Genomic DNA, 24,814 nt, shown 5'->3' with positions numbered 1-24,814 from the left:
AAGCGAGTTGACGAAAAAGCTCAGAGTTTATCTACCGCTTCACTGAGTTGCTTGACCGTGTCCACGACCTGGCGGGCGCCGCTTTGAATTTCCCCAATGATATCCCCGGCTTGGCCTACTAACCCTACGCCGACGTCAGCCATATGTTGAGTCATCTGCATACCTTTTACAGCGTCTTGCGATAATTGATGGTTTCGCTTTACAACGTCGCTGATTTCCAAGGTGGCTTGGGCGGTGCGAACAGCGAGGTGACGCACCTCATCTGCGACGACAGCGAAACCTCTTCCTTGGGGGCCTGCTCGGGCCGCTTCAATGGCTGCATTTAGCGCCAGCAAATTAGTCTGATCAGCGATGCCGCGTATGGTTTGGACAATGCCAGTGATCATTTCAGACTGCTGACCAACGGCTGATATTTTGAGGGCAGCATTTGAAAGTTCGCCCGCAATGCTGCGGACCACCGCCACGGTTTCGCTGATGACCATGGCGCCGTGCTGCGCACGTTGATCGGTTTCTTTCGAGACCTGATAGGCAAGCGTGGCGGCCGTTGACTCGATTTGCTGTTGTTCAACCTGCGGTGTAATGTCGCGAGCAAATTTTACAATCTTGTACAGTTTCTTGTTGGCATCAAATATCGGGTTGTAAGTGGCGCTCAACCAAACGGTGGCGCCGCATCGGTTCACCCTCTGAAAACGGCCGGAAAAGAACGCGCCCTTGTTGAGGTGCGCCCAAAAATCTTGGTATTCCGACGACTGCGCCTCTTGTTGAGTGCAAAAGAGTCGGTGGTGTTTACCCTGAATTTCAGGCATACGATATCCGAGCGTATGCAGAAAATTATCGTTGGCTTCAAGTACATATCCGTCTGGGTCAAACGCGATCATGGCCATCGATCGACTCATGGCCTCTAGGACGTTGCGTTGCTCTTGCTCGCGCCTGACGTGCTCTGTTATGTCGTTTGCGAGCATCAGTATGCGACTGACGCGACCGTCCGCCGAAAAAATTGGATTGTAGGTTGCCTCAAGCCAGAGCGTTTCACCTTGGCGGCTGCGGAAGGGGATGCGGTCGTGGATATATTCACCGTCTCGCAATGTTCTCCAGAAGCCCTCATGCCCGACACTGTGGGTATCGTCGTTCGGGCAAAGGATGTCATGGTGTTGGCCAATCAGCGTATCCAGCGTGTAACCCATTGCATGCAATACGTTTTGATTGGCGTTCGTTATAATGCCTTCCGGTGTGAACTCAATGGTCGCCGTCGAGCGACTGATGGCTGTTTCTCTGGCCTCCTGGGACCGGAGCGTTGACAAGGCATCATCCAATTCGCACTTTAGACGTTTGTTAAACATAATGGCACCCATGCAGTGGCTAAATCAGACCGTTTGGTGGCCCGGCGTGAACGGGTTTTCTAAGGTTCGCGCCGTTGCGGAACCACGCTTTACACGCTTTTCTTTGTACATCGCTTGATCAGCCCGGATGAACGCCTTTTTTAGTGAGCCAGACGGTTGGCGTGGCGCCATTCCGATTGAGGCATTGATTTTTTCTTTTTTGAACAAGTCTCTAATTCGCTGCAATAAGCACGCGCCGTCATATTCGTTGCAGTGGGTGGCAATTATCCCGAACTCGTCGCCGCCGAGTCGGGCAACGATATCCTCTTTGCGTGAAGCTTGAAGTAACGAGGTAGCGGCCCGTTTGATAAGCTGATCTCCGGCATAATGCCCTTCGGCGTCATTGGTTTGCTTGAGGTCGTCCAGGTCAATCACGATGACAGCACAGGGTGTTTCTTGGCGTTCGCAGCGCAGTTCTTCCTGGTGCAAGAGTTGTTCCCATGCTGCTCGGTTGAACAGGTTGGTCATAGCATCAGTGTACGCCTGGGTTTCGAAACGCTCGGCGCGGCGCGCCTGGAAATCTGCTTGTGTTTCAGCATGCAGTAAGCTATTTAGAAGCGACGCAATAAGTTCCAGCAGTCTGAGGTCGGCACGGTTTTCCAATAGGTTGCGATCTACCGATCTTCCATAAATAAATCCGTAGAGCATAGGCGGATAGTGGAGTAGGGGTATGGCAACGTACTGTGTAGTCTGCGTAGTGTCGCCGTGCTCGCCTGATAATGCATGTTGTATGACCCCTCCCGGCGCGTGAACATCATTGACCAAGAGGTCGGCGCGTATTTTATTCGTGATGGCTTGCAGTTCGGCGTCGAGCGTGGGGTGTTCGAAATGACTGCCGCTCGTCTTGGGGGCTTCATCGGCACCCACGCGAACAATGCTCCATTCTGCGTGTGTGAAATGAAGTTTTAAGTAGTCCAGTGTGAGCGCTATTACAGCGTTGAAGTCTATCGCGCTGTCCATGGATGACTCCTATTAGGTTTCGCTGCTAGGGCCATGCAATCTCAGGAAGGGATTCAAGTTTTGGCTTTGCGAAAAAGAACCCTTGGAACAGGTGTATCTCGAGTGCCTGAAGCGTATCAAGTTCCTCAACGCACTCGATCCCTTCGGCGATGATTTGTATGTTGAGGTCTCGGCAGACGCTTACAATGCCCTTGGTGATAACTTGCTTGGCCTTGCTGGTATGGATGTCTCTTATCAGTTCCATGTCGATCTTGAGGATGTCGGGTTGAAAGCTGGCCAGTAAATTGAGATTGGAGTGCCCGGAGCCGAAGTCATCGATTGCCGTTCTAAAGCCTTGTTTTTTATAGGATTCCATGATCTTTTTTATGTGTGCTTTGTCTGCGATGCTCTCATTTTCAGTAACTTCAAATATTATTTTTTCAATGGGAAAATTGTATTTTTCTGCGGCAAGGAGGGTGGTTCTAATGCAGGCCTCTGCTTGGTACACAGCATTGGGTAGAAAATTGATGCTCAAGCAGCTTGGCATGCCGGCTCTCGCAGCAAGTTCCACCGCTTTGACACGACACGCTTGATCAAATTTATATCTGTTTGAGTCATTTACTTTTTGCAATACGGCCTGTGCGCCAGCGCCATCTTTACCCCGGACCAGAGATTCATACGCAAAAACACAGTTGGCGCGGGTGTCGACAATGGGCTGGAACGCCATGGTGAAGTCGAAGTCAATGCCAGCGTTATCCTTGCAGCTGCGGCAGCCATGAGGTCGTTGAGGCTCAACAGGTATGAGTTGTATAGACAAGGCTGGCACCTCCTGCAGAAGGAATAACATGGCGGTACGGCTTCATGCCGACAGGCTGGGAGCGTACGAGCGATCCTCGGTGCAGGGAGTATTGCCTTAATACCTGTACAAAGAAAGTACCTTGTACAGGTATTTTTCATTGTTTGGATGTCGAAATGGCCAAAGTAGATGGTATAAGCGCCGTATTGGCTGTATTTTCATTGGCCGACTGTGACGTTCTGTACAACAGGCCCCGTCAGGTTTCACGCTGCGCCAATCGGTCTCTGGCTCCGTGACCTAGCGAGTTTCGCTTTTCCTCTGTGTACGCAAGGCCCCATAGGCGGATTTGGTCGAGGTTTTGTGGCTGATGTGCTGGTCCGACGGCGGCTAAAAATGATGTGTGCTGATACGCGATGGTGTGCTGCTGTCTATTGCTTACGGTGGCCCAGCCTGCCTGTGGGGCGGTCGATGAGCCCATAAGGGCGAGCCGGCCAACCGGGTATGACAATGTCCTTGACGCGCACCGTGAGTCACAGATAACTCATGACGAACGTCACTTCACTACTAGCAGAGCCCGCGCTCATACCGTCATCGTATTGACCCGCGCTGCCGTTAGGCAGCGTGCGTATGTACTTCGCGCTCATGGGGATGGAGAAATTTCCGCCGAGGGTTGAGTATTCGTTGAAAACATAAGTTTTGTCGAGTTGTAGAGGTGCCTGGTTGCTGTCAAGTAGTTGAAGCGCGATGCCTTTGGCGGTTGAACCCTTGTTCAGTTCTATTATCCCGAGTTGCCCATTTACCGCTGGCGAACCTGAAGTGGCAGTCAAGCGATAACTGACTTTTTTGATTCCGCTGGGGCAGTTGTTCAGTTTTATTTCGAAGTGTTTGGGTGGGGTGGTGTTGCCTTCGCTGGCAAAGACACTTAGATTGTATTCGCCCATCTCCACCGCTATGTTCGGCGTTTCACATGACTGAAGTACGATGGATGGACTTTTGTCTATTATCATCGCTAGCGGTCTGACGGCTGATGTTTCGACTTGTATATATCCCAAGGTGCCAGCAGGTATCGTCGTACCTGACGGGATGTCGCCGGTTTTTATGATGCGCAACGCGTTCTTCGTGGTGTTGAATCCATACCCGCCCGGGGTTCTAATTGATCCACCACCGAATCCGTTATAGGGCGCGTCCTGATAGATCCACTGCCACGAAAGCCCCGTATTGCCGATGGGGAAGTAGTTTTTCGTCGGTGCGTTGCTGCCGACGTTGTTTACTATTCCGGTGGTGAAGGTAGTGGAACAGGTGTACGACGCGTTACCGGAAAAGGTCTGGGCTGGAGACTCGTAGATAACGGTGTTGTTTTCTGCGTCTCGGGGGATGGAAAGCGTTGAGGGTATGCTTACGGTGATTTGTTTCTGGGAGTGGCCCTCGAAAAATTCGCAGGCGGCGAACGAAAGCGAGGGTGTCGCAATAATGCAAGCTACCAGGTATTTGATCGGCTTTATCATTCGGCGAGTCCCTCAACGTATTTCCAATTAAATTCAGGGTGTTCGAATGTCAAGCGATCATAGGCTTCCTTTAAACGAAGGGTTTCTGATGTATTATGGATTTCGTCCGAGTTGTCACGAGCGGGTAATGTACACGCGGAAATAGTTAAAAATAGGCTTGCGCCAATTACGCTTCGAGCGCTATAATGCTTGCTTGCTTGCTTGCTTGCTTGCTTGCTTGCTTGCTTGCTTGCTTGCTTGCTTGCTTGCTTGCTTGCTTGCTTGCTTGCTTGCTTGCTTGCTTGCTTGCTTGCTTGCTTGCTTGCTTGCTTGCTTGCTTGCTTGCTTGCTTGTTCATAAGTTCGCCTTGAAATTTGCATGGTGCATGCTCGGTAAATGGATGCGCCAAGTTATGTCAAGGGCCGCCGCTAGCTTAATCAGACGAATCTGATACCTCACCGCAGCCGACAGCTTTTTTGCGGGCTACACGTCAGCGCGTGGGTATGCATGGCAGCAGCAGAGGGTTTCCGGTCAGTCGCCTTAATTGGCTTACATCGGCAAACCACTCGTGGGATGGAAGATCATGGAATGCTTCATGGGTCCCATATCCCCAAGCAACCGCGCCAAACGCAATGCCTGCAGCCGATGCTGCTTCGCCATCTGTAGGCTGGTCGCCTATATAGATAACTTCTTCTGGCGTAACCCCACACTTGCGCATGACCCGGCGCAAGCGTGATGCCTTGCCGAAAATGGATGCCCCGCACTCGAAGGCGCGGAAATGTCGACAGCTGGCGCCCAGGATCTGCGTGACATTGTCTTTGGCGTTGGAAGAGACCACCGCGAGCATCAGTCCTTGCTCATCCAGATGGCTTAGCGTATCGGCGATTCCATCGAAAAGCGGGATCGAGCTTCGATTGTTGTTCATCAGACTCATGAATGTCCGCGCTACGAAAGGCAGCTTCCAGCGGGGCATTGCGATATGGGACATGATCTCCCGAGCCCCCAGTTTGCGCAGACTGTCTAATTCTTCGGGTTGAATTCGGTTGAATGCGTGCCGGTCAGCGACTTGGTTGAACACCCGGACAAAGAAGGGAAATGAATCTGCGAGCGTGCCGTCAAAGTCGAAGATGGCAAGTCGGTACGGCATCTGAGTGTTCCTTCCTGGAGTGTGGGTGTCTTCGCGGGAAGCGCTATTTTGATGCGCTCGCGGTGCGACGGCAATTGTTCCTACATGGCAGCGCTGGCAACCCTGGTTCAGCGGACTGTTGCTCCTGAAGCTAACCTTTCCCTGACTGGAACAATCCCCGGACGACCTCCCTCAACCACCGATTCCCGCTGTCCTGGTGATACCGGGCATGCCAATGCTGCTTGACCGTGAATCCCTCGACTGCAAACGGACAGTCATGCAGGCGCAGCCCATGCATTTCGGCGAGAGTTTGCCCGATATGGCGGGGTAACGTGGCCACCAAGTCCGTCGACCCGACGATCATCCCCAACCCCAGGAACGCCGGCAGCTCCAGCATGATCCTGCGTTCGATGCCCGCGCGCGCCAAGCCGGCCTCCAGCAATTTCTGCCCGGTGCCGGCGCTGACCTGGACATGCCCTTCGGCGCGGTAGCGCGCCACATTCATCCCATGTGCCAGGCGTGGATGCTGCGGATTGCTCAGGCACACCCAGTCCTGGTCGAACAGCACCTGTTGATACATCCCTCCACCCAGCCATGGTACGAAACCGATCGCTAGGTCCGCCTCGCCGGACTCCAGTGCGCTTTCAGTATTGCCATCGATACGTGCCGCCTCCAGGCGAATTCCCGGCGCATGTGAGCGCAGGTGGTTGAGAATGCTGGGCAGCAAGGTGATATGGCTGGCATCACTGACGCACAGGCGAAAGCGACGCTGCGCCGTGGCTGGAATGAATTGTGGTTCCCAGGCGGTCAGGCGGCGCAGGGATTCCAGGACTTCCCGGCAGGGGCCGATCAACTGGTCGGCGCGTGGCGTAGGTGCCATGCCGGTCGGCGTGCGCACGAACAGCGGGTCGTTCAACTGTTCGCGCAGCCGCGCCAGCCAGATGCTGATGGTCGGCTGACTCTGACCGAGCTGCTCGGCCGCGCGGGTAACGCTGCGGCAGTGATACAGCACGTCGAACAGCTGCAGCAGTTTCGGCTCAGGCAGAGCCTCCAATGTACTCATTATTGCGATTCTCAATAGTGGTATTGAGCGCATTGTATAGTCTAAATAAGCCCGTCTGCATAAGGTGGTCGCAAATCACAGGAGGTCTGCGACGTGAAAATCTGCATTCTGGGTGCCGGTGCCCTGGGCTGCGCCATTGGCGCGGCCTTGAGCGAGGCGGGGCATGAAACCTGGCTGCTGAACCGTGGCCGTGCGCATGTCGAGGCGATGAACCTGAACGGGCTGCAGGTGCAGGACGAACGCGGCGAGCGCTCAGTGCGGGTCAACGCGACGACTGACGCCCAAGACATTGGCGCGGTCGACCTGGTGGTGGTGTTGGTCAAGTCGTTCCACACCGCCGATGCCATCGCTGGCGGCACTGCACTGTTCGGGCCACAAACGCTGGTGCTGTCGCTGCAGAATGGCCTCGGCCATGAGGACATCCTGGCCGAGGCCGTGGGCCGCGAGCGGGTGCTGGCCGGCAAGACCTATGTCGGCGGCGTGCTGCTGGCACCCGGATCGATCCGGGCCGGGGTGGCAGGCAAGGAGACCTTCATTGGCGAGCTCGACGGCCAGATGACGCCACGCGTGCAAGCCATTGCAGAGGCGTTCAACGGCGCCGGACTGGCCACCACGGTCAGCGACAACATCCTTGGCACCATGTGGGACAAGCTGCTGGTCAACGTCGCGACTGGCGCGTTGAGCGGCATCACCATGCTCAGCTATGGCCAGCTGTACAGCGAGCCGCTGCTCGAATGCACCGCAAAGGCTGCCGTGGCCGAGGCCATTGCCGTCGCCGAGCGGGCCGGCATCCGCCTGAGCCTGACCAGTCCCGAAGCGGCATGGAGACTGGCTGCCGAGGGCCTGCCGGCGAGCTTCCGCACCTCGATGCTGCAGAGCCTGGAAAAGGGCTCGATCACCGAAATCGACTTCATCAACGGCTCCGTCGTGCGCTGGGGCCAGCGTTATGGCGTTGCCACCCCCGTCAACGCGACCTTGGTGGCCTGTATCAAGGGCATCGAACGCGCGATGGCCGATCACCAGAAAAGGGATAATCCATGAGCCAGCCGAAAGCCTATCTCGAACACGTTGCCTTCTGGGTGCGGGACATTCAGTGGCATATCCGTTTCTTCAATGAAGTGTGCGGCATGACCATGCGGGAAGTGCAGGGCGACGTCGAGCTGCCGACGCAGTACTGGACGCTGGGTGGCCTGCAGTTCATTCACCAGCCGGACTTCGCCGGGCCGGAGGGGCGCTTGGCCCACCTGGGCATCATGTGCGAGGACCTCGAAGCCGCCCTGGCCGCAGCCCAACGCTTCGGTGTCAGCGAAATGTCTCAGGGTCGCAACTGGCTGCGCCTGCCCGACGGCCTGGCGGTGGAGTTCATCCAGGCCTCGCCGGCCAAGTGCGTCGCCCAGGCACTGGCCATCGACCCGCGTGCGGAGGTATCGGCATGAGCGTAGTGGAAAAATTCTGGGACGACGCCCGCGAAGGCGATGAGTGCATCAGCCCCACCTACACGGTAACTCGCGAGCGCATCCTGGCCTACGCCGACCTCACCGGCGACCACACCCCAGTCCATGTCGATGAGGAGTACGCCAATGCCAGCCACTTCGGCTGCCTGGTCGCCCACGGCTTGTTCGGGTTGTCGATCGCCGACGGCCTGAAGACCCAGTGCCAATACCGCTTCGTGCCGGGTATGTCGTTGGGTTGGACCTGGGATTTCGTGCTGCCGATAAAGGTCAACGATGTGCTGCATGTCCGCATGCGCGTAGGGGCGATGCGTCCCAGCAAAAGTCGCCCAGGGTGGGGCATCGTGGTACTGCCGTCGGAACTGATCAACCAGCATGGCGAAGTCGTGCAGCGCGGCGAGCACCGCCTGATGGTGCCGAGGAGGGCACAAGCATGAGCCAGGCATTGCCATTGGCAGGTATCCGCGTCATCGACTACAGCCACTTCCTCGCCGGTCCTTATGTGGGGCGCTGCCTGGCCGCGCTGGGTGCCGAGGTGATCAAGGTCGAGCGGCCCGGCAGCGGCGATGCCGGCCGCCAGCATGCGTTTACTCTGGATGAGCAGCAGAGCGGCTACTTCCTGCAGCTGAACATGGGCAAGCAGGGCGTCAGCGTCAATATGAAGGACCCGCGTGGCAAGGCCTTCATGCAACGCCTGACCGATTCGGCCGATGTGTTCATCGAAAACTATCGCCCGGGTGCGCTGGATAAGCTTGGTCTTGGCTATGCCGAGTTGTCGGCGCGCAACCCGCGCCTGGTGTACTGCTCGATCTCAGCCTACGGTCACACCGGACCGGATGCTCACCGCGCCGGCTTCGGGCTGATTGCCGAAGCCAAGAGCGGCATTATGCAGATGGTTGGCGTGCCGGGCGAGGCGCCCCCGTTGCTGCGCATTTCCCTGGGCGACATGTACACCGGTATTCATGCTGTTGCGGCGATCAACGCGGCGTTGCTGGGCAGGGTAAGCTCTGGACGCGGACAACATATCGACATGGCCCTGTACGACACGCTGGTGTCGATGCACGAGTATGCGGTGCAGTGCTACACGTTGTCCGACGGCACGGTGCTACCGGAGCAGACCGGCCATGACATGCCGACCTCGACCCTCTATGGCGTCTTCCGCGCAGCCGATGGCGACCTGGTCATCGCCGCCCAGGTCGACGATGCCTGGCAGCGCTTTGCCGCCATGGTCGAGGCCAATGGCGGCCCGTCCGGGTTCGGTAGCGATAGCCGCTACCATCACCTCAATGGCCGCAATGCACATCGCGAAGCGATTCTCGCAGTGGTCCGCGATTGGGTCGGCGCGCGTCGGGTCGCCGACATCCTGCAACTGCTCGATGGCATCGACATTCCCAACGCCAAGGTGCAACGCATCGACGAAGTGCTGGCCGACCCGCAGATCCAGGCTCGCAACATGGTCATCGAACAGCGGCACCCGCGCTACGGTACCCTGCGCCTGCCCAATCTGCCGTTCCGCTTTTCCGATTGCGACACCACGATCCATCAGGTGGCCCCGGACCTTGGCCAGCATAATGCCGAAGTCGCTGCCGGGCTTGGCTTCAGCCCCGAAGAAATCACCGCCATGCAAGCGGACGGTGTGCTGTTCACCCACGGAGATGCACGATGAGCGACCGCTATGCAGTGATCGGGCGACCGATCAATCACACAAAATCCCCCTTGATCCACGGCCTGTTTGCCCAGGCCAGCGGCCAGACCCTGGCGTATGGTGCCATCGAGGGCGAGCTCGAGGGGTTCGAGACCCAGGTGCTGCAATTTCGCAGCGATGGCGGGCTGGGCATGAACATCACCGCGCCATTCAAGTTGCGCGCTTTCGAGCTGGCCGACCGGCGCAGCGAGCGGGCTCAGCTGGCACGGGCGGCCAATGCGCTGAAGTTCGAGGATGGCCATATCTTCGCCGAGAACTTCGATGGCATCGGCTTGTTGCGGGATATCGAAGAGAACCTTGCAGAGCCGCTGCGCAACCGTCGGGTGCTGGTACTCGGCGCTGGTGGTGCGGTTCGTGGAGCACTACTGCCGTTCCTGCAAGCGGGCCCGAGCGAGCTGGTGATCGCCAACCGCGACATGGCCAAGGCGGTGTCCTTGCGCAATGAACTGGACCATCCGCTGCTACGTATCAGCCGCTACGAGGAGCTGGAAGGGCAGGCGTTCGACATCGTTGTCAATGCCACCTCTGCAAGCCTTACCGGTGAACTGCCGCCGTTGCCTGCTGATGTGTTGGGCGCGACGCGGCTGGCGTACGAGTTGGCTTATGGCAAAGGCCTGACGCCATTCCTGCGTCTGGCGCAAGCACAAGGCGTGACGCGCCTGGCCGACGGTGTGGGCATGCTGGTCGAGCAGGCGGCGGAAGCGTTTGCCTGGTGGCGTGGGGTGCGTCCCGAAACCCGCGCCGTGATCGACCGACTGACCATTCCTCTGGAGTAAGCCCATGGTTGCCAATGTGCTGATGTTGCACGGTATCAACCACAACATGTTCGGCAAACGCGACCCGCGCCAGTATGGTACGGCCACGCTGGCCGATATCGACCAGTCCTTGCAGGCGCTGGGCGAGGAACTGGGGGCGCGGGTCGAGAGCTTCCAGACCAACTTCGAAGGCGCCATGTGCGAGCGAATCCATCAGGCGTTTGAAGATCGGGTCGATGCTGTGCTGATCAATGCCGGGGCGTGGACGCACTACAGCTATGGTATCCGCGATGCGTTGGCCATCCTCGAGGCGCCGGTGGTCGAAGTGCATATGTCGAACATCCATGCCAGAGAGCCGTTTCGTCACCATTCGGTGTTCGCCGAAGTCGTGCGCGGACAGATCTGCGGGTTCGGTGTCGAGACTTATCTGCTCGCCCTGCGTGCGGCGATGAAGATGGTCTGACCGATTCTTCACTTTCAGAAGGACGTGTAGCCTTGACCGAAGCGGCCGTAACCCTCAGCGCCCGGCAGACCACTTGCATTGCCTTGCTGGTCGCCATCACCTTTTTCATGGAAAACCTCGATGCGACCGTCATCGCCACGGCGCTACCGCAGATGGCCCATGATTTTGGCGCGAGTCCGGTGAGTCTGAACATCGGCATCAGCGCCTACCTGCTGGCGGTGGCAGTGTTCATTCCGCTCAGCGGCTGGGTGGCTGACCGCTTCGGTGCCCGCCAGGTATTCGCCGGTGCCATTGCTCTGTTTACCCTGGCGTCCTGGCTCTGCGGCCTGGCTTACAATTTGGAAACCTTTGTCGCCGCACGGGTGCTCCAGGGTATCGGTGGCGCCCTGATGGTCCCGGTCGGTCGGTTGGTGGTGTTGCGCACCACCGAAAAGCAGGACCTGGTGAAGATGCTCGCGGTAATCACTTGGCCTGGGTTGGTGGCACCGGTCCTCGGCCCCCCCGTTGGTGGGCTGATCGTGACCCACCTGTCCTGGCCGTGGATCTTCTACCTGAACATCCCGTTGGGCCTGCTGGCTATCGCGGCGGCGTGGTGGCTGGTGCCCAATACTCGTTCGAGCGAAGTCCGCAGCTTCGATGTGCTCGGCTTCGTTCTTCTTGCCTTGGCCTGCGCCGCGTGGCTGCTTGGGCTGGAGATGTTGGGTTCGCTTTCCGGTGGCAGCCTCGATAGAGGCTTAGCCCTGCTGGCGGTGGGTGGCCTCCTGACCTGGATGTCGGTCCGTCATTGCCAGCGCCATCCGGCGCCGCTGCTGCCGTTGACGACCCTGGGTATCGCCACCTTCAGGGCCAGCGTCGTCGGTGGCACGCTGTTCCGCCTTTCGATCAGCGCCTTGCCGTTCCTGGTCCCGTTGCTGTTGCAGATCGGTTTGGGCATGTCACCGTTGGATACTGGGTTGCTGGTGCTGGCGATCTTCGCCGGTAACCTGGCGATGAAGCCGTTTACGACGGGGTTGTTGCGGCGTCATGGCTTTCGACGCGTACTGTTGGTGAACGGCTTGATCGGCGTCGGTTGCATCCTGGCTTGTCTGGGCCTGCAACAGGGGATGGCGTGGTACTGGATGGCGCTGGTGCTATTCATAGGCGGACTGTCGCGTTCGATGCAGTTCACCACCTACAACGCGCTCGGATTTTCCGAGGTGCCCAAGCAGCAGATGGGCGAGGCATCGACACTGTTCAGTATGTTCTTCCAGCTGGCGATGGCGCTTGGTGTGGCGGTTGTCGCGCTGCTGTTGCGCCTTTCGCTGATGCTGCGAGGAGGTGAGGGTGAGCTGACGGTGAGTGATTTTCACTGGGCGCTAATCGGTGTGGCATTGATCGCCGGTGTCGCCCTGGCCGACGCCATCCGCTTGCCTGGGAATGCTGGTGAGCAAGTGCTACGCACCCACTAGGGCCGCCATGACTATGGGGGCGACGGGCAAGCGGTGAAGCCGGCACCGACAACTGAACGGACAGTGCCACCTGGCCGGCGCCCGAAGGTCAGACGTGAGTCAGCGAGAGTTCGCTCAGAATACAGATCGAGCCGTCATCAGCTGCAGTGGCGTCGGTATAGTCGACCTGGTTGTACACACCGCCGTGGAAGTTCAACAGCGATGAGCGCCAGGAACTGTCCATCTCCAGCCTGCCGGACGATCCCGCGCGGCCATTGCTTTGCGCGGTAACGGTCAGGGCACCCGAAGCCAGGACGCGTATGATCACCCTGAGCGTCGTCCCGAGGGGCACGTTTTTGAGTAAGGTCATGTTCACTGGGGCCGCCTGATTGAATGTCTTGCGAAATCCCAGGGTGATGTTTGCCTTGCTCCAGAACACCTTCACTGGCGGGCTATCGTCGTCCTTCACATGGAGCTGCGCAATGACAACCTTCTGGGCGGAGTTGACCTTGGTCAGCGTCATCTCCTGTACGTTGATGTGCTCGGCATCGCTTGCGAGCGACCAATAGACCGGCTCCTTCCATTCGCACCGCGTGCGGTGAGTGCTCTTGCTGGATGCACCTTTGGTCGGTGCCGAGAACTGTACAGAGCCATCGGCCAAGACCTTGACGACGCTGGGCAGTTGTGCGATCGCCTCGGCTCCACTGAGCTCCAGCGCAACCGGGTTGGTGGCTGAAGTGGGAACCGGCGTGGTGATCGTGAGACTGTTGATGTTTACGCTCATTGATACGTCTCCTGACAATGATACGGGGTGCCTGGTTCATGGCAGATCAATGGAGCGGACCGAATCTGGCGAGCGCTTTCGCAGCGCTAGACCAAGGCGAAATCGGTTATGCAGTCTTTCTGGTCGATTGCCACCGTGAGGACTTGAGGATCACTCAGGGCCAGGCCCCCCTCGGTGTAGACAAACCTCCAGCGGAGTAATTTCATGTCGCCCAGCACTTCACATTGTTCGAAGGGGCCGAGCAGACTCTCCAGTTCACTTAAAGTGGATTGTCCACAAACGACGAATTTCAGTTGCTCTTCGACCTGCGTTGCGTTGCTGCTGAGCTCTTCCAGCAGCATTTGTTGCTCCAGATCGCTCATCAGGCGAATCGAATCCGTTTGCATCGACTTAATACACTCCAAGTATCAGATCGTCAGTTTGTAGGACAGGGGTGAAACGCGGGGAGTGTAATCAAGGAATGTACTGGATGGTACAAAAAGTCGACCAAGGGTCGATGGTCTTGGAGGGCGTGTCAGGGCGCGGCGGCTGCATCGATGTGCCGCCAGTCCCTACCAACGTGCCCAGCAGGCGTCCCTCTGGGTTTGCCGGCCAAGCCTTAGCCTTCAGGCGGTGTTATCCCGCAGATGAATTCATCCGATCCAAGGCGATGCGAGCCGAACTCAACGACATAATCTGATCCGCGGCGCTGCGCTTCCGCCCCGGCGGTGTTCCGGTCGGCATAGACGTCGACAAAATGCCAGGGGTGCAGGGCGCGCAGGACGCCCCAGCCAAGCACCCATCCCTCTCTTTCTGGATCTGACGGAAGATTCCTGGCCAGGCTTCGAAGGGTCATGACGTGCTCCCGCTGCAAGCGCTGCGTGATTGGTTGAATGTCTCTATGTTGTGGCTATTTTGCATAATATTGCGGCGAATTGCGTATTTTTTGTAGGGTTTGGCGTATAGTGGATGCCGAGTACTGGATTACAGTGGCACAACAGTGAGGTTGTCATCATGTTCCCGCCCCAGCCCGCCCAAAACCGAGAAGCGCATTTACGGATCTCGGAGCAAGTCGAGCGATTTCTCTCCAATGGCGGTTCTATTCAGAACGTCGACCCAGGGGTTAGCGGTTTCAACCGCTTGCCGCTGAAAACGCAATGGAGCAAAAGCCACACGGCCAGACCTTGAGGTTGCGTGCTGATCCAAGAACCCATGCAGCTGTATCACCCAGGGCATGCATCAGCATGCTCTTAGGGTGAGTGTTCAGGTGAAGGAGGGATCCGCGCCGCAGGATCTCGCCCATTACTCCAGCCGGCGCAGACCGAAGCGTGGCGGCTATTGGGGTTTAGGCAGGTAGTAATGGGGATACAACGCCATGTCCCTTTCCAGTTTTTCGGCGTCTCCCACACGCTTTCGAACCTCTGCATAGAACTGTTGGCTCTGATTCTGAAATTTCGTGAAGTGTCGAGCACTGATCGCCAAGGCTAATTCGAGCTCCTTTCCCACCAGACCCGCGGCGGACTTTTGTGACAGGACATAGGCCTGCCAGCTGTTCTCCACCCGTTGCAGCCCGCGAGCGAACGCCTTTGTCTCGATTGTCGCCATTGGTACACCCTCTTTGAGCCAGATTCCGGCTCGTTGGTGTGAATCGCCAGAGCGACGATGGATAGCTGCGTGTCGAAACGCCCAGTGCCATCGAGGCGCCGGAGATTGCAGCTTAGCCTATTTATGGCATGGGCCCCTACGGTCGGGCTCAGCGGTCCTGATCGAAGTTTGACCGGGCCCTGGCAAGTCACACGTTGAAGTTCATGCGTACCGCTAGGGTGGAACAGGTTTTGCTGCACTCCCAGTAACACTGACAAAAATGGGGGGTGCAGCCATGTTCCAGAATGACCTCTACTTCTTGAGTTTCATCGTAACGGCGGTGTTGACCGTGGATGTCGTGGCGATATTCGTGTTCTTGCAGGCCAGCGCTTGATCCCCGTTACTGGGTATGGCGACCTCCCGAACCTGGGCCAACTGGAGAGTGACAACCGGGTGTGGGGGTAGGGCAGGCAGTTCACTGTCCAGCCCGCTGGGTGGTAGATGGAAGTGCAGCTGACGGCGGTGTAACTGGATGATCTTGTGGATGCGTTTCATGGCGGCTCACCTCGATGGACATCTGCTATGCCGAGCCAGAAGGCATGACCCTCAGTAAGCGCCCGTTTTGTCTCGCTGCGGTGCGGATCTGACCAGTGGATACCCGGCATGGCAGGTGCTGCTAGGGCCTACCGCAGGGCGGCGAATGGCATGAGGTCGCAGGGTGGCAGGGGAAAGCCCGCCGAGGCGGGCTTTCCGATGGGTGCTGATCCGTCAGCGAGGCCCATTGTAGACAGTCGCCGGCATTGGCCTATTGGTAATACGTCGCAGACCCGGTCAGCCTTCAGTGGCGTGTCGCGGCTTGCCCGGATGTGCGATGAAGTGCGTACAAGAGGGTTGGGGGCGACTTTGGTGGGTTGGAGTTCCTTACAGTAGCTCAGTAAACTGCCATCACTTTGATTTGGTCACTTTGTCCATGCATACCTTTCGCATTCTGTTTCCGCTTGCGCTGGCCGCTTTCCTGACTGCCTGTGCATCGCCAGCGGCCCCCACTGGCAGTAAAACCACGAAAAAATCACCCGAGGATTACGCCGCGTGCGTGCTGCCTAAATGGAAAGCCATAGCCCCGCTCACGGTTCAGAAATCGATCAACAACGGCTACCGTCTGACGGTGCCCAGTGCCTTGGCATCCGATGAGGTGCTGGAAGTCGTCAAGCACCACGACGGCGGCCTCGCCACGTTCTACAAAGGTGGTTTCTTCGCGGGTGACAAGTTGCGCCAGGCGGCGCGCGACTGCCTGTAGTGATCATACGGCCTGGATCAACTCCGGCCCCTGGTTACGCGCATTGCCCACAGCCACGCTCACACGGTACCACTCGAAGGATTCGGCGGGTTCGCCCAGGTGCAACGCCATCTGCTCAGCCTGTGCCAGTGCTGTCGACGGGGCCAGCCAGGCCCTGGCAAGCGCGGGCGACAACACGACGGGGCGTCGGTCGTGTACGTCGACCATACCGCCCTGGGCGTCGGCGGTGATGATCACGAAGCCGTCATTGTCGTGGCCGGTGAACTGTCCTATCGAGGCACAGAGGGCAGGGCGGCCGTCGCGACGCCTGATCAGGTAAGGCTGCTTTTTCGGGCCGCCTTCATCGACCCATTCGTACCAGTTGTCGACTGGGGTAATTGCCCGGTGGGGCCAGATCGCGCGAAAAAAGGCGCCATGGGCGACTTTCTCGACGCGCGCGTTGATCGGTGGTGCGCGGTCTTCGGCCCAGTGTGGCCGCCAGCCCCATCTCACTCGGTCGGCCCTGAGGCCGGCACCGTCTACGCGCAAGACCACCACCGGGGTCGACGGGGCCACGTTGTAGCCAGGCGTGACGGGCCCGTCGATGACGTTACGCCAGGCTCCGGGCATACCAAGGGTGTCGACGAACTCGTGAATGCCACGGTATTGAGAGAGGCGCCCGCACATCAACCAACCCTCCTGCCGGAACTGTCTGCATAGCGTCGCCGCTCTCAAGGTGGCGATTGGCTCACGACTTGGGGGGCGCATCACCCGCGGCATTCATGCGAACGCATTGCGCCTCTGCGGCCGTCCTGTCCGGATAGCTAGGTTTGAGCCGCTCCTTGGCTTGGTTATCGTAGATGTCGAAGCCACCACCCGTGGTCGCCGCATAGTAGCGCGCACCGATACGAAATGACTCCTTTTCGATGGGTACCGCCGGAACGATAACGAATCTTGGTTGCATTTTTTGTGCCTCCCCAGGCAGAGATCTAAGTATTAGTCCTGCTGCGGATAAGCATCAAGGAAGCTCATGAATAAATGACAGTTCGCTTACCGTCCGTACACCCGCGGCTGGCGTTGCTTGAGCAAGAAAGCGGGTGCAGGGCGCCGCAGGCAGGGTTAGAGTGCGGCGAACGTCTTGCTGAGCAGAATCTTCCATGTCCAGTTCATTCACCCTGATGGCATCCCCTGTCGGCACGCTGACCCTGGTGGCCCGCAACCAGCGTTTGGCAGCCGTCCTGTGGGAGCATGAACGTGAAAACCGCGTTTGCCTTGGCGAACTGCAGCGCGACGACGACCATCCGCTGTTGCGCGAAACCGCTCGTCAGCTGGGTGAATACTTTGCCGGTACCCGGCAGCGCTTCGAATTGGCGCTCGATTTTGTCGGCACCGAGTTTCAGCGCCAGGTGTGGGCGGCGCTGCTGACCATTCCTTTCGGTGAAACCCGCAGCTACAGCGAGATTGCCCGGCAGATCGGCAACCCCAGCGCAGTTCGGGCCGTCGGCGCGGCCAACGGGCGCAATCCGATTTCGATCATCGCGCCCTGCCACCGGGTGATCGGCGCTTCCGGCAACTTGACCGGCTTCGCGGGTGGTTTGCAGGCCAAGCAATACTTGCTGGCACTGGAAGGACGGCAGAGCCTGGCGCTGGAATGGTAGGCGTTCAGCTTGCCCAACTGACCACCAGGCAACACCCAAGTGCCAGTACCGAGCCAGCCAACAACGTGTAGTGACGATGGGCGCGGCGCGCCTGGTGGCGTACTTCGCGCAGATATTGAGCGGGCGTTGGCGCATCCGGTCGATGGCTAAGCCCGTCGGCGATGTTTGCCAGTTGGCCTTGAATCGTCAAACCGACCAGGTAGTAGGTGGCCCCGTAACATGCCAAGGCAAGCAGCAGATACCTCATGCAGGCAGTTCCGGTAACACCAGGGCAGTGGCACTGCCTGTCGCCAGATCGAGCATCACCAGGCCTTGGGTCCGCTCATCCAATGCCGCCAGCAACTGCCCTCGAGGGTCCCAGGCCGCGGACCCGCCGGCCCCGATGAAGGTGTCTGCCGGCCCGATACAGTTGGCCATCAATACGGGTATGTTCAAACGCCGGGCCACCTCCGGGTAGTGCTCGTAACCTTCGCGGATACCCTTGACGGTTTTAGCGACGCTGACCAAATACAGACCAGCCCCTTGGGCGCGGACCTTCTCGGCATGTGCCATGAACATGGATTCGTAACAGATGGCTGGCGCGATGGTGTGTTCATCCACCTCGAATACGAGGCTCTGCCCGGCAGGCGTGAAGAACGGCAGCTCATCGTCGTGCAAGCGCTGCTTGGCATAGCTCAGCCTGGGTTGGCCCGGGCGCAGGATGGGCATGCCGATCTGTATGCCATTGGGGGTCGGCAGTGGCAGGCCCACTGCAACCGTTATGTCATGGTGGTCGCAGAGTGCTTGCAGCGGGTCCAGTCGGGCAGATGAGAGGGGCAGGGCCAATTGGCGGGCCAGGGTCGGCTCGTAACCGGTCAGGGACAGTTCGGGAAACACCACCAGCCTGGCGCCCAGGGCGGCGGCCTGCTCGATGCAGTAGCGGTGGCGGTCGAGGTTGCTATCCAGGTCGCCCTTGTGCGACGCCAGTTGTATGGCACAGAGTTTCATGGCTAGCCCTTCCTTGGTACGGATCCAAACCCCGAGGATACTACCGGCACGCTACGCCTCGCCAGTGAAGAGACCATCATGACGCTGGCTGGGCGGCGAAACGCTGGCGGAACCAGTCGGCGAGCATGGCTTTTTCCGCATACAGGCGCTCGCTGCTACTGGTTACCCGTCCGGGGCGGCTGAGGTACATCTTGTCGCTGACCCGTTCCTGGGCATGCTGGTCGGGTTTGCCCGGCTGGCTGAAGGTGTAGCTCAGGTCGATGGTCGGCCAGGTGGTCTCGCGCATGAAGCGTACATCGTAGGCATTGACGTGCCAGGGTTCGAAGCCCCCAGCCAGGTCGATGTCATGGATATCGATGACCAGTTGCTGGCCGGGTTGCAGGTAGCGCTGGCCAAGCTTTTGCAGATAGTGCGTGAGGGTCTTCAGGACGTAGTCGTCAGCGCCACGTGCGTAACCTGCGCGATCCAGCCTGGCATCGCGGAAGTGCTCAGGGTGATCGAAATGCACCTGAACCTGCAGGGTTTGTGTGCCTTGTGCCATGCTATTGAGTGAAAGCACCATGAGCACGGCACAGGCAAGGACGTTACGCACGAGGCACCTCCGGAGCGGACTGCGTGTCAAACCATTTTACGCCTGCCATGGGAGCTGCCGTAGAGGAATAGTGCAATGAGCCGGTTTCGGCGGGTAACCGCCAATGGCAAGGGGCGTGACTTGGCGGTGGGTGATATCCACGGGCATTTCAGCCGCCTTGAGCAGTTGTTGAATGCCGTGGGTTTCGACCCCGAGGTAGATCGCCTGTTCAGTGTCGGTGACCTGGTGGATCGGGGCCCGGAAAGCGAAGCGGTGCTGGATTGGCTTGCCCGGCCTTGGTTTCATGCCGTGCAGGGTAACCACGAGTCGCTGGCGGTGAACCACCTCAACGGCGGTCAGCTGGATCCGCAGATGTATCGCTCTGCCGGCGGAGGTTGGTTTCTGGATCTGCCCAGGACGGATCAGCAGCGTTTCGTCGATGCGTTCGAGCGCTTGCCAATCGCCATGGAAGTACAGACCTCCGAAGGCCTTGTCGGGTTGTTGCACGCTGACAGCCCGTTCGCCGACTGGAGCGTGCTGCGTGACCAACTCGAAGGCGTGCTCGAACCCAAAGTCTGCGAATTCTGCCAGTGGTCGCGCAGGCGCCTGCACGAACGCGACAGCCGCGCGGTGGAAGGTCTGCGGGCACTGCTGGTGGGGCATACGCCGCTGGTCGAGGCCACGCTGCTGGGCAATGTCTGGCACTTGGATACCGGCGGCTGGAACCTTGGTCATTTCAGCCTGATGGACCTGCGCACACTGACCTTGGTCAACCCGCTACCAGGTGACCGAATAGCGCCATGGCCAACATGATCAGCAATGCGCCACTGAGCCTTTCCAGCCACGGCAAGGCGTACGCGAAGCGTTTCAGCACCCTGCGATTGCCGATGGTCACAGCGACCAGCAGGTCCCAGACCAGCACGATGCTGAACATCCAGCCAGCGTAGACGGTCTTCCAAGCACCGCTGCTGCTGGCGACCATGCTGGCCAGGCTTGCATAGAACAAGGCGTTCTTGGGGTTGAGGATTCCGGAGAAAAAGCCCATGCCCAAGCAGCGGCTCCAGCCACCGGCCGCTTGCACTTCGCCTGCCATTGCCAATTCGGTTTTCCCGGCGTGGCGAACGAACAACGTACCGATGTACAGCAGGTAACCCGCGCCAGCCACTTGCAAGGCGATGAACAAGGCGCTGCCGTCGCGCAGGATGGAAAGGCCGGCAAAGGCGCTGACGATGAAAAGACCATTGGCCAAGGCGATACCCAGGCATGCGCCGCTGGCAACTCGCCAGCCAGCGGATACCGAACTTCGGGCGACCAGGAAAAAGTCCGGGCCGGGCGAGAGCAGGGCAAGGAAGTGGGCGAAGGCGACAATCAGAAACTGCTCCATGAGGCAGGTCACTCGGGTTACCAAAACCCCAGTCTGGCGTCGGCCCGATGGCGCGTATTGAAGATTATTGCGTGGCCCGGTACTGCCCTGGTGTCACACCCACATGGGCCTTGAACACTCGCTGGAAATGGCTCTGGTCGGCGAAGCCCAAGCGATAGGCGATTTCGGCCAGGTCATGCCCTTGAAGGAGCCAACGCCGCCCCCGATTGACGCGAGCGTTCAGCAGGTAGGCATGGGGCGTCATCCCGGTGGCCGCGCGAAAGGCACGGATCAGCTGATAGCGGCCCAGGCCTGCCTGGCTGGCCATCGCAGCCAGGCTCAGTTCAGCCGGGTCGTCGGCTTCCATGCGTTCGATCAGTGTTCTCAGGGTGGGCGCATCCAGCGACGGCGCAGGTGCAGGATACAGTGGCGGATGCACGGAAAAGTCATGGTCGCCGAGGAAGGCTACCAGTGCAGCTTCCTTCTCCGACGCGGCTGCCGTGGAGAACAGCAGGGCGTTCAGATCGCAGAACTCACGGTACAGCGCAGGGGATCGACTGATGCGTGCGGGGGCCCCGGTCTCGGCTGCGGCAAGACCGGACTCCAGACGCAACTGCGCCAGCCAGTGCGCGTCCACGTGCAGCATCTGGTAGCTCCAGGCCTGACCGGGTTCGGGGTTGCAGGCATGCACACGCTGCGCCGGAACCAGCACCAGGGTGCCAGGGGTGAGGTGCGTTTGCCCGGCACCGGCGCCGGTGAAATAGCTGCTGCCGGCATCCACCGCACCCATGGAGAAGGTTGGGTGGCTATGGGCCTTGTAGCAGGCCCGGCTATCGCAGGCGCGGCGGCTTTCGACGAAGGGCAGCGCCGCATCGCGCCACAGCGCGGGGGACGAGGAAGAGGGCATGGCAGGCTCCTTGATCACTCAGGCAGCTTACCAGCGCCAAGGCCAAGGGGGCGACCGTACAGTTTTTTCCCATGGCTGTACCTTGACCCTGGTGCGGGCGAACGTCGAAATAAGCACTTGACGTCTGGGAGAACGCGAATGGACCTGTCGAGCCTGCTGTTATTCATACCCGCCTGCTTTGCCCTGAACATGGCACCGGGGCCAAACAACCTGCTTTCGCTGCACAACGCCAGCCGCTATGGCCTGCGTACGGCCTGTGTCGCCGGCGGCGGGCGAATCGTCGCCTTCAGTGGCATGATCGCGCTGGCGGCCATGGGCCTGGCCGTGGTGCTGCACACCAGCGAATACCTGTTCCTGACGATCAAGGTGGTGGGCGCAGCGTATCTGTTCTATATCGCCTGGCAGTTGTGGCGTGCTCCAGTGGGTGATGCCGTGCTGGCAGCCGACCATCCGCGCGGCACCTGGCGCCTGGCTCGTCAGGAGTTCTGGGTGGCAGCGGGCAACCCCAAGGCCATCTTGATCTTCACCGCTTTCCTGCCACAGTTCGTGTCCGTGGGCAGCGCCACGCCTGTGAGTGAGCAGTTCCTGTGGTTGGGCGTGCTGTTCCTGCTGCTGGAGTGGGCCGCCATCGCCCTCTACGCCGGGCTTGGTGCATACCTGCAACGCTGGTTCAGCCAGCCTGCGCCGCGTCGGTTGTTCAACCGGGTCAGCGCCTCCTTGCTTGGCTGCGCTGGCCTCGGACTGCTGGCGGCACGTCGCTAGGATTGGCTCAAGCCCAGGTTGACGCCGTGGCTTGCGCGGTGACTGCTCGATCAGTCGCGGTAGAAGGTCTGCACCAGGTGATAGCCGAACTTGCTCTTGATCGGCCCATGCACCACACGTAACGCCTTCTTGAAGATCACCTGGTCGATTGCCCCTACCAGTTGCCCGGGGCGTACTTCGCCAAGATCGCCACCGCGCTTGCCCGATGGGCAAGTGGAAAACTTCTTGGCCAATACGTCAAAAGCCTCGCCGTTGGCGATGCGCTGCTTGAGCTTCTCGGCTTCCTCAGCGGTCTTGACCAGGATATGGCGGGCTTGGGCTTTCATGGGACACCTGTGCTTCGGGGCAAAAAAGGGCGACATTATGCCTGATCGCGCAGCTCCGTGCGGTCGCGAAACTGGTCCAGTGCCTCTGGGTTGGCCAAGGCATCGGTGTTCTTCACCGGCCGCCCATGCACCACGTTGCGAATCGCCAATTCCACCAGCTTGCCGCTGATGGTGCGGGGAATGTCGGTGACCTGCGCGATGACCGCCGGTACATGACGCGGTGTGGTGTACTGGCGGATCACCTGGCGGATACGCTGGCGCAGATCGTCATCCAGGAGCAGACCGTCGCGCAGGCGCACGAACAGCACCACACGCACATCGCCGTGCCACTCCTGGCCAATGGCAACGCTTTCCAGCACTTGTTCGACCTTTTCCACCTGGCGGTAGATCTCCGCCGTGCCGATACGCACCCCTCCAGGGTTGAGCACCGCATCGGAACGACCGTGGATCACTAAGCCCCCGCTGGTCAGTTGCTCGGCATAATCGCCCTGCGCCCAGACACCCGGAAACTGGCTGAAGTAGGCGTCGTGATAGCGGCTGCCATCGGGGTCGTTCCAAAAACCCAGCGGCATGCAGGGGAAGTGATGGATGCACACCAGCTCGCCCTTCTCACCTGTTATCGGCCTGCCGTGTTCGTCCCACACCTCGACCGCCATACCCAGGCCCTTGCACTGGATTTCGCCGCGGCGTACCGGCAAGGTCGGATTGCCGAGCACGAAGCACGAGACGATGTCGGTGCCACCCGACATCGACGCCAGGCACAGGTCCGCCTTGATCTTGCCGTAGACGTAGTCATAGCTGTGCGGCGACAACGGTGAGCCGGTGGACATGATCAGTCGCAGCTTGTCGAGTCGATGGCTGTTGCACGGCTCGATGCCTTCCTGCTCCAGCGCGGCCAGGTACTTGGCACTGGTGCCGAAGGCACGGATGCCCTCGGCGTCGATGAGGTCGAGCAGTCGTTCGGGGCCGGGGTGGAAGGGAGAGCCGTCATACAACACCAAGGTGGCCCCGACCGCCAGGCCGCTGGCCAGCCAGTTCCACATCATCCAGCCGCAGGTGGTGTAGTAGAACAGTACATCGTCGGCCTTCAGGTCATTGTGCAGGCCATGCTCCTTGAGGTGCTGCAGCAGCACGCCACCGGCGCCATGAACGATGCACTTGGGTACTCCAGTGGTTCCGCTGGAGTAGAGGATGTACAGCGGGTGATCGAACGGCAGCGGGACGAAGTTGGGTGAACCGCCGGCCCGGTAGAAATCGTCCCACAGGCTTGCCTGCGGTGCACTGAACGCATCGGCGTGGGTTTGGGTGCGGGTGTAGGGCACTATCAGCAACTGTTCGAGGCCTGGCAACTGGGCGCAGACCTGGTTGATCTTGTCCACCAGGTCGAGGGTCTTGCCAGCGTAGTGATAACCAGCACAGGCGATCAGCAGCTTCGGCTCGATCTGCCCGAAGCGGTCGATAATGCCGTGCAAGCCAAACTCCGGCGAACAACTGGACCACACCGCCCCGAGGCTGGTGCAGGCAAGCATCGCTACCAGGGTTTCCCAGGTGTTGGGCATGATCGCTGCTACCCGATCGCCGACGCCTATGCCGGCGGCGATGAAGGCCCTTTGCAGACCGGCGACATGGCTTGCCAGTTGAGCATGGGTCAGCACCACGCGCAGGCCATCCTCGCGCACACTGATCAGCGCCGGACGATCATCGCGCCGGTGCAGCAAGTGCTCGGCGAAATTCAGGGTCCCGCCGGCAAACCACCGGGCGTCCGGCATCAGTGGCCCTTCGCTGAGCACCTGGCTGGCAGGGGTATGCCAACGCACATGGAAGTACTCGGCCAGCGTCTGCCAGAAGGCGGCGCGGTGCTCGATACTCCAGCGATGCAGCGCCGGGTAGTCGTTGAGTTCAAGGTTGTAGCGCAGGTTGACTCGGCGACGGAACGCATCCATCCGGCTGGCCTCGATCTGCGCCGTGGAGGGGCGCCAGAGCACATCGTTCATGCCGAACCTCCGCAGGATCTGGGGCGTGGGGCCGC

The 24,814-nt window shown here is 59.5% G+C and carries 32 protein-coding genes and 2 pseudogenes; 12 read left to right on the top strand and 22 right to left on the bottom strand.

Annotation, left to right across the window (positions count from 1 at the left end):
* Positions 1 to 20: 20 nt before the first annotated feature.
* The 8 genes and pseudogenes from IF103_RS25390 to IF103_RS12925 form a co-directional block, all read right to left on the bottom strand.
* Positions 21 to 461: pseudogene (locus IF103_RS25390) on the bottom strand (methyl-accepting chemotaxis protein); the annotation flags it as partial.
* Positions 462 to 614: 153 nt separating this feature from the next.
* Positions 615 to 1,340 (bottom strand): annotated as a pseudogene (locus tag IF103_RS25385) (PAS domain-containing protein); the annotation flags it as partial.
* Between the two features lie 24 nt (positions 1,341 to 1,364).
* Complete coding sequence (locus IF103_RS12950; RefSeq protein WP_202675379.1) at positions 1,365 to 2,339, bottom strand: GGDEF domain-containing protein; 975 nt, start codon at positions 2,337 to 2,339, stop codon at positions 1,365 to 1,367.
* Between the two features lie 25 nt (positions 2,340 to 2,364).
* Entirely contained in the window at positions 2,365 to 3,135 is a 771-nt protein-coding gene (locus IF103_RS12945) for an EAL domain-containing protein (protein WP_315694086.1), read from the bottom strand.
* A 509-nt stretch (positions 3,136 to 3,644) separates the two neighbouring features.
* Positions 3,645 to 4,619: a fimbrial protein gene (locus tag IF103_RS12940; protein WP_202675378.1), complete on the bottom strand. Its 975-nt coding sequence runs from the start codon at positions 4,617 to 4,619 to the stop codon at positions 3,645 to 3,647.
* Positions 4,616 to 4,978 carry a hypothetical protein gene (locus IF103_RS12935; protein ID WP_202675377.1) on the bottom strand — a complete coding sequence of 121 codons (363 nt, stop codon included), beginning with the start codon at positions 4,976 to 4,978 and terminating at the stop codon, positions 4,616 to 4,618. Before IF103_RS12935 ends, IF103_RS12940 begins: the two co-directional genes overlap by 4 nt.
* Before the next feature lie 110 nt (positions 4,979 to 5,088).
* Entirely contained in the window at positions 5,089 to 5,745 is a 657-nt protein-coding gene (locus IF103_RS12930) for an HAD hydrolase-like protein (RefSeq protein ID WP_023380781.1), read from the bottom strand.
* A gap of 130 nt (positions 5,746 to 5,875) precedes the next feature.
* Positions 5,876 to 6,787: a LysR family transcriptional regulator gene (locus IF103_RS12925; RefSeq protein ID WP_023380780.1), complete on the bottom strand. Its 912-nt coding sequence runs from the start codon at positions 6,785 to 6,787 to the stop codon at positions 5,876 to 5,878.
* A gap of 93 nt (positions 6,788 to 6,880) precedes the next feature.
* Here IF103_RS12925 and IF103_RS12920 point away from each other — a divergent pair, with 93 nt between their 5' ends.
* From IF103_RS12920 to IF103_RS12890, 7 genes are all read left to right on the top strand, one after another.
* A complete protein-coding gene (locus IF103_RS12920; protein WP_202675376.1) occupies positions 6,881 to 7,828 on the top strand; it encodes a ketopantoate reductase family protein in 948 nt (315 codons plus the stop codon).
* Entirely contained in the window at positions 7,825 to 8,223 is a 399-nt protein-coding gene (locus IF103_RS12915) for a VOC family protein (RefSeq protein WP_023380778.1), read from the top strand. Before IF103_RS12920 ends, IF103_RS12915 begins: the two co-directional genes overlap by 4 nt.
* On the top strand, positions 8,220 to 8,675 hold the full coding sequence (locus IF103_RS12910) for a MaoC family dehydratase (RefSeq protein WP_023380777.1): 456 nt from the start codon (positions 8,220 to 8,222) through the stop codon (positions 8,673 to 8,675). Before IF103_RS12915 ends, IF103_RS12910 begins: the two co-directional genes overlap by 4 nt.
* The gene (locus IF103_RS12905; protein ID WP_202675375.1) at positions 8,672 to 9,904 is read left to right on the top strand and encodes a CaiB/BaiF CoA transferase family protein; all 1,233 of its coding nucleotides are present in this window, start codon (positions 8,672 to 8,674) and stop codon (positions 9,902 to 9,904) included. The genes IF103_RS12910 and IF103_RS12905 overlap by 4 nt, the downstream gene beginning before the upstream one ends.
* A complete protein-coding gene (aroE, locus tag IF103_RS12900) occupies positions 9,901 to 10,719 on the top strand; it encodes a shikimate dehydrogenase (protein WP_027907348.1) in 819 nt (272 codons plus the stop codon). Before IF103_RS12905 ends, aroE begins: the two co-directional genes overlap by 4 nt.
* 4 nt (positions 10,720 to 10,723) lie before the next feature.
* A complete protein-coding gene (aroQ, locus tag IF103_RS12895) occupies positions 10,724 to 11,161 on the top strand; it encodes a type II 3-dehydroquinate dehydratase (RefSeq protein WP_027907349.1) in 438 nt (145 codons plus the stop codon).
* Between the two features lie 107 nt (positions 11,162 to 11,268).
* On the top strand, positions 11,269 to 12,609 hold the full coding sequence (locus IF103_RS12890; RefSeq protein WP_051376128.1) for an MFS transporter: 1,341 nt from the start codon (positions 11,269 to 11,271) through the stop codon (positions 12,607 to 12,609).
* A gap of 88 nt (positions 12,610 to 12,697) precedes the next feature.
* On the opposite strand, the gene IF103_RS12885 is transcribed toward IF103_RS12890, so the two are convergent.
* From IF103_RS12885 to IF103_RS12875, 3 genes are all read right to left on the bottom strand, one after another.
* Entirely contained in the window at positions 12,698 to 13,372 is a 675-nt protein-coding gene (locus IF103_RS12885) for a polysaccharide lyase family 7 protein (RefSeq protein WP_202675374.1), read from the bottom strand.
* 86 nt (positions 13,373 to 13,458) lie between these two features.
* Positions 13,459 to 13,734, bottom strand: coding sequence for a hypothetical protein (locus IF103_RS12880; protein ID WP_148299919.1), 276 nt, complete (start codon positions 13,732 to 13,734; stop codon positions 13,459 to 13,461).
* Between the two features lie 236 nt (positions 13,735 to 13,970).
* The gene (locus IF103_RS12875) at positions 13,971 to 14,207 is read right to left on the bottom strand and encodes a hypothetical protein (RefSeq protein WP_104883848.1); all 237 of its coding nucleotides are present in this window, start codon (positions 14,205 to 14,207) and stop codon (positions 13,971 to 13,973) included.
* 113 nt (positions 14,208 to 14,320) lie between these two features.
* Here IF103_RS12875 and IF103_RS25200 point away from each other — a divergent pair, with 113 nt between their 5' ends.
* Positions 14,321 to 14,539 (top strand): hypothetical protein, encoded by a 219-nt coding sequence (locus IF103_RS25200; RefSeq protein WP_104881709.1) that lies wholly within the window; start codon positions 14,321 to 14,323, stop codon positions 14,537 to 14,539.
* 147 nt (positions 14,540 to 14,686) lie between these two features.
* On the opposite strand, the gene IF103_RS12870 is transcribed toward IF103_RS25200, so the two are convergent.
* Together IF103_RS12870 and IF103_RS12865 are read right to left on the bottom strand one after the other, a co-directional pair.
* Positions 14,687 to 14,956, bottom strand: a complete 270-nt coding sequence (locus IF103_RS12870; RefSeq protein WP_023380767.1) for a hypothetical protein — start codon at positions 14,954 to 14,956, stop codon at positions 14,687 to 14,689.
* Positions 14,957 to 15,247: 291 nt separating this feature from the next.
* On the bottom strand, positions 15,248 to 15,490 hold the full coding sequence (locus IF103_RS12865) for a hypothetical protein (protein ID WP_023380766.1): 243 nt from the start codon (positions 15,488 to 15,490) through the stop codon (positions 15,248 to 15,250).
* Positions 15,491 to 15,905: 415 nt separating this feature from the next.
* Between IF103_RS12865 and IF103_RS12860 the strand changes: the two genes are divergently transcribed.
* On the top strand, positions 15,906 to 16,232 hold the full coding sequence (locus tag IF103_RS12860; RefSeq protein WP_023380765.1) for a hypothetical protein: 327 nt from the start codon (positions 15,906 to 15,908) through the stop codon (positions 16,230 to 16,232).
* A 3-nt stretch (positions 16,233 to 16,235) separates the two neighbouring features.
* On the opposite strand, the gene IF103_RS12855 is transcribed toward IF103_RS12860, so the two are convergent.
* Positions 16,236 to 16,898 (bottom strand): SOS response-associated peptidase, encoded by a 663-nt coding sequence (locus tag IF103_RS12855; protein ID WP_023380764.1) that lies wholly within the window; start codon positions 16,896 to 16,898, stop codon positions 16,236 to 16,238.
* A 61-nt stretch (positions 16,899 to 16,959) separates the two neighbouring features.
* Positions 16,960 to 17,175 (bottom strand): hypothetical protein, encoded by a 216-nt coding sequence (locus tag IF103_RS12850; protein ID WP_023380763.1) that lies wholly within the window; start codon positions 17,173 to 17,175, stop codon positions 16,960 to 16,962.
* A 193-nt stretch (positions 17,176 to 17,368) separates the two neighbouring features.
* On the opposite strand from IF103_RS12850, the gene IF103_RS12845 reads away from it, so the two are divergent.
* Positions 17,369 to 17,869, top strand: coding sequence for a methylated-DNA--[protein]-cysteine S-methyltransferase (locus IF103_RS12845; protein ID WP_023380762.1), 501 nt, complete (start codon positions 17,369 to 17,371; stop codon positions 17,867 to 17,869).
* Between the two features lie 4 nt (positions 17,870 to 17,873).
* Here the strand turns inward: IF103_RS12845 and IF103_RS12840 are convergent, their stop codons facing one another.
* From IF103_RS12840 to IF103_RS12830, 3 genes are all read right to left on the bottom strand, one after another.
* Positions 17,874 to 18,116: a hypothetical protein gene (locus IF103_RS12840; RefSeq protein WP_104881710.1), complete on the bottom strand. Its 243-nt coding sequence runs from the start codon at positions 18,114 to 18,116 to the stop codon at positions 17,874 to 17,876.
* Positions 18,113 to 18,856, bottom strand: a complete 744-nt coding sequence (locus IF103_RS12835; RefSeq protein WP_023380761.1) for a carbon-nitrogen hydrolase family protein — start codon at positions 18,854 to 18,856, stop codon at positions 18,113 to 18,115. The genes IF103_RS12840 and IF103_RS12835 overlap by 4 nt, the downstream gene beginning before the upstream one ends.
* A gap of 76 nt (positions 18,857 to 18,932) precedes the next feature.
* Positions 18,933 to 19,448 (bottom strand): DUF3016 domain-containing protein, encoded by a 516-nt coding sequence (locus IF103_RS12830; protein ID WP_027907354.1) that lies wholly within the window; start codon positions 19,446 to 19,448, stop codon positions 18,933 to 18,935.
* A gap of 75 nt (positions 19,449 to 19,523) precedes the next feature.
* On the opposite strand from IF103_RS12830, the gene IF103_RS12825 reads away from it, so the two are divergent.
* Positions 19,524 to 20,240 (top strand): metallophosphoesterase, encoded by a 717-nt coding sequence (locus IF103_RS12825; RefSeq protein ID WP_023380756.1) that lies wholly within the window; start codon positions 19,524 to 19,526, stop codon positions 20,238 to 20,240.
* On the opposite strand, the gene IF103_RS12820 is transcribed toward IF103_RS12825, so the two are convergent.
* Together IF103_RS12820 and IF103_RS12815 are read right to left on the bottom strand one after the other, a co-directional pair.
* Entirely contained in the window at positions 20,197 to 20,811 is a 615-nt protein-coding gene (locus IF103_RS12820; RefSeq protein ID WP_202675373.1) for a LysE family translocator, read from the bottom strand. The two genes, IF103_RS12825 and IF103_RS12820, sit on opposite strands and share 44 nt — an antisense overlap.
* A gap of 64 nt (positions 20,812 to 20,875) precedes the next feature.
* Complete coding sequence (locus IF103_RS12815; protein WP_023380753.1) at positions 20,876 to 21,697, bottom strand: AraC family transcriptional regulator; 822 nt, start codon at positions 21,695 to 21,697, stop codon at positions 20,876 to 20,878.
* A gap of 138 nt (positions 21,698 to 21,835) precedes the next feature.
* Between IF103_RS12815 and IF103_RS12810 the strand changes: the two genes are divergently transcribed.
* Positions 21,836 to 22,459: a LysE family translocator gene (locus tag IF103_RS12810; RefSeq protein WP_023380751.1), complete on the top strand. Its 624-nt coding sequence runs from the start codon at positions 21,836 to 21,838 to the stop codon at positions 22,457 to 22,459.
* Between the two features lie 50 nt (positions 22,460 to 22,509).
* Here the strand turns inward: IF103_RS12810 and IF103_RS12805 are convergent, their stop codons facing one another.
* Positions 22,510 to 22,785 (bottom strand): peptidylprolyl isomerase, encoded by a 276-nt coding sequence (locus tag IF103_RS12805; RefSeq protein ID WP_023380749.1) that lies wholly within the window; start codon positions 22,783 to 22,785, stop codon positions 22,510 to 22,512.
* A 35-nt stretch (positions 22,786 to 22,820) separates the two neighbouring features.
* The gene (locus IF103_RS12800) at positions 22,821 to 24,779 is read right to left on the bottom strand and encodes an acetoacetate--CoA ligase (RefSeq protein WP_027907356.1); all 1,959 of its coding nucleotides are present in this window, start codon (positions 24,777 to 24,779) and stop codon (positions 22,821 to 22,823) included.
* Positions 24,780 to 24,814 lie beyond the last annotated feature (35 nt).

This window comes from Pseudomonas sp. SK2 (genome assembly GCF_016772395.1).
GTDB lineage: Bacteria > Pseudomonadota > Gammaproteobacteria > Pseudomonadales > Pseudomonadaceae > Aquipseudomonas > Aquipseudomonas taiwanensis.
This window is presented reverse-complemented; position numbering and strand designations above follow the sequence as displayed.

Coding starts and splice junctions, on each gene's coding strand:
- IF103_RS12890 (WP_051376128.1), top strand. CDS start 11,269: ATGGAAAACCTCGATGCGACCGTCATCGCCACGGCGCTACCGCAGATG.
- IF103_RS12925 (WP_023380780.1), bottom strand. CDS start 6,787: ATGAGTACATTGGAGGCTCTGCCTGAGCCGAAACTGCTGCAGCTGTTC.
- IF103_RS12810 (WP_023380751.1), top strand. CDS start 21,836: ATGGACCTGTCGAGCCTGCTGTTATTCATACCCGCCTGCTTTGCCCTG.
- IF103_RS25200 (WP_104881709.1), top strand. CDS start 14,321: ATGCCGAGTACTGGATTACAGTGGCACAACAGTGAGGTTGTCATCATG.
- IF103_RS12915 (WP_023380778.1), top strand. CDS start 7,825: ATGAGCCAGCCGAAAGCCTATCTCGAACACGTTGCCTTCTGGGTGCGG.
- IF103_RS12835 (WP_023380761.1), bottom strand. CDS start 18,856: ATGAAACTCTGTGCCATACAACTGGCGTCGCACAAGGGCGACCTGGAT.
- IF103_RS12825 (WP_023380756.1), top strand. CDS start 19,524: ATGAGCCGGTTTCGGCGGGTAACCGCCAATGGCAAGGGGCGTGACTTG.
- IF103_RS12935 (WP_202675377.1), bottom strand. CDS start 4,978: ATGCAAATTTCAAGGCGAACTTATGAACAAGCAAGCAAGCAAGCAAGC.
- IF103_RS12805 (WP_023380749.1), bottom strand. CDS start 22,785: ATGAAAGCCCAAGCCCGCCATATCCTGGTCAAGACCGCTGAGGAAGCC.
- IF103_RS12820 (WP_202675373.1), bottom strand. CDS start 20,811: ATGGAGCAGTTTCTGATTGTCGCCTTCGCCCACTTCCTTGCCCTGCTC.
- IF103_RS12840 (WP_104881710.1), bottom strand. CDS start 18,116: ATGAGGTATCTGCTGCTTGCCTTGGCATGTTACGGGGCCACCTACTAC.
- IF103_RS12880 (WP_148299919.1), bottom strand. CDS start 13,734: ATGAGCGATCTGGAGCAACAAATGCTGCTGGAAGAGCTCAGCAGCAAC.
- IF103_RS12865 (WP_023380766.1), bottom strand. CDS start 15,490: ATGAAACGCATCCACAAGATCATCCAGTTACACCGCCGTCAGCTGCAC.
- IF103_RS12845 (WP_023380762.1), top strand. CDS start 17,369: ATGTCCAGTTCATTCACCCTGATGGCATCCCCTGTCGGCACGCTGACC.
- IF103_RS12910 (WP_023380777.1), top strand. CDS start 8,220: ATGAGCGTAGTGGAAAAATTCTGGGACGACGCCCGCGAAGGCGATGAG.
- IF103_RS12860 (WP_023380765.1), top strand. CDS start 15,906: ATGCATACCTTTCGCATTCTGTTTCCGCTTGCGCTGGCCGCTTTCCTG.
- IF103_RS12940 (WP_202675378.1), bottom strand. CDS start 4,619: ATGATAAAGCCGATCAAATACCTGGTAGCTTGCATTATTGCGACACCC.
- IF103_RS12800 (WP_027907356.1), bottom strand. CDS start 24,779: ATGAACGATGTGCTCTGGCGCCCCTCCACGGCGCAGATCGAGGCCAGC.
- IF103_RS12850 (WP_023380763.1), bottom strand. CDS start 17,175: ATGCAACCAAGATTCGTTATCGTTCCGGCGGTACCCATCGAAAAGGAG.
- IF103_RS12815 (WP_023380753.1), bottom strand. CDS start 21,697: ATGCCCTCTTCCTCGTCCCCCGCGCTGTGGCGCGATGCGGCGCTGCCC.
- IF103_RS12855 (WP_023380764.1), bottom strand. CDS start 16,898: ATGTGCGGGCGCCTCTCTCAATACCGTGGCATTCACGAGTTCGTCGAC.
- IF103_RS12930 (WP_023380781.1), bottom strand. CDS start 5,745: ATGCCGTACCGACTTGCCATCTTCGACTTTGACGGCACGCTCGCAGAT.
- IF103_RS12870 (WP_023380767.1), bottom strand. CDS start 14,956: ATGGCGACAATCGAGACAAAGGCGTTCGCTCGCGGGCTGCAACGGGTG.
- IF103_RS12905 (WP_202675375.1), top strand. CDS start 8,672: ATGAGCCAGGCATTGCCATTGGCAGGTATCCGCGTCATCGACTACAGC.
- IF103_RS12885 (WP_202675374.1), bottom strand. CDS start 13,372: ATGAGCGTAAACATCAACAGTCTCACGATCACCACGCCGGTTCCCACT.
- IF103_RS12950 (WP_202675379.1), bottom strand. CDS start 2,339: ATGGACAGCGCGATAGACTTCAACGCTGTAATAGCGCTCACACTGGAC.
- IF103_RS12875 (WP_104883848.1), bottom strand. CDS start 14,207: ATGACCCTTCGAAGCCTGGCCAGGAATCTTCCGTCAGATCCAGAAAGA.
- aroE (WP_027907348.1), top strand. CDS start 9,901: ATGAGCGACCGCTATGCAGTGATCGGGCGACCGATCAATCACACAAAA.
- aroQ (WP_027907349.1), top strand. CDS start 10,724: ATGGTTGCCAATGTGCTGATGTTGCACGGTATCAACCACAACATGTTC.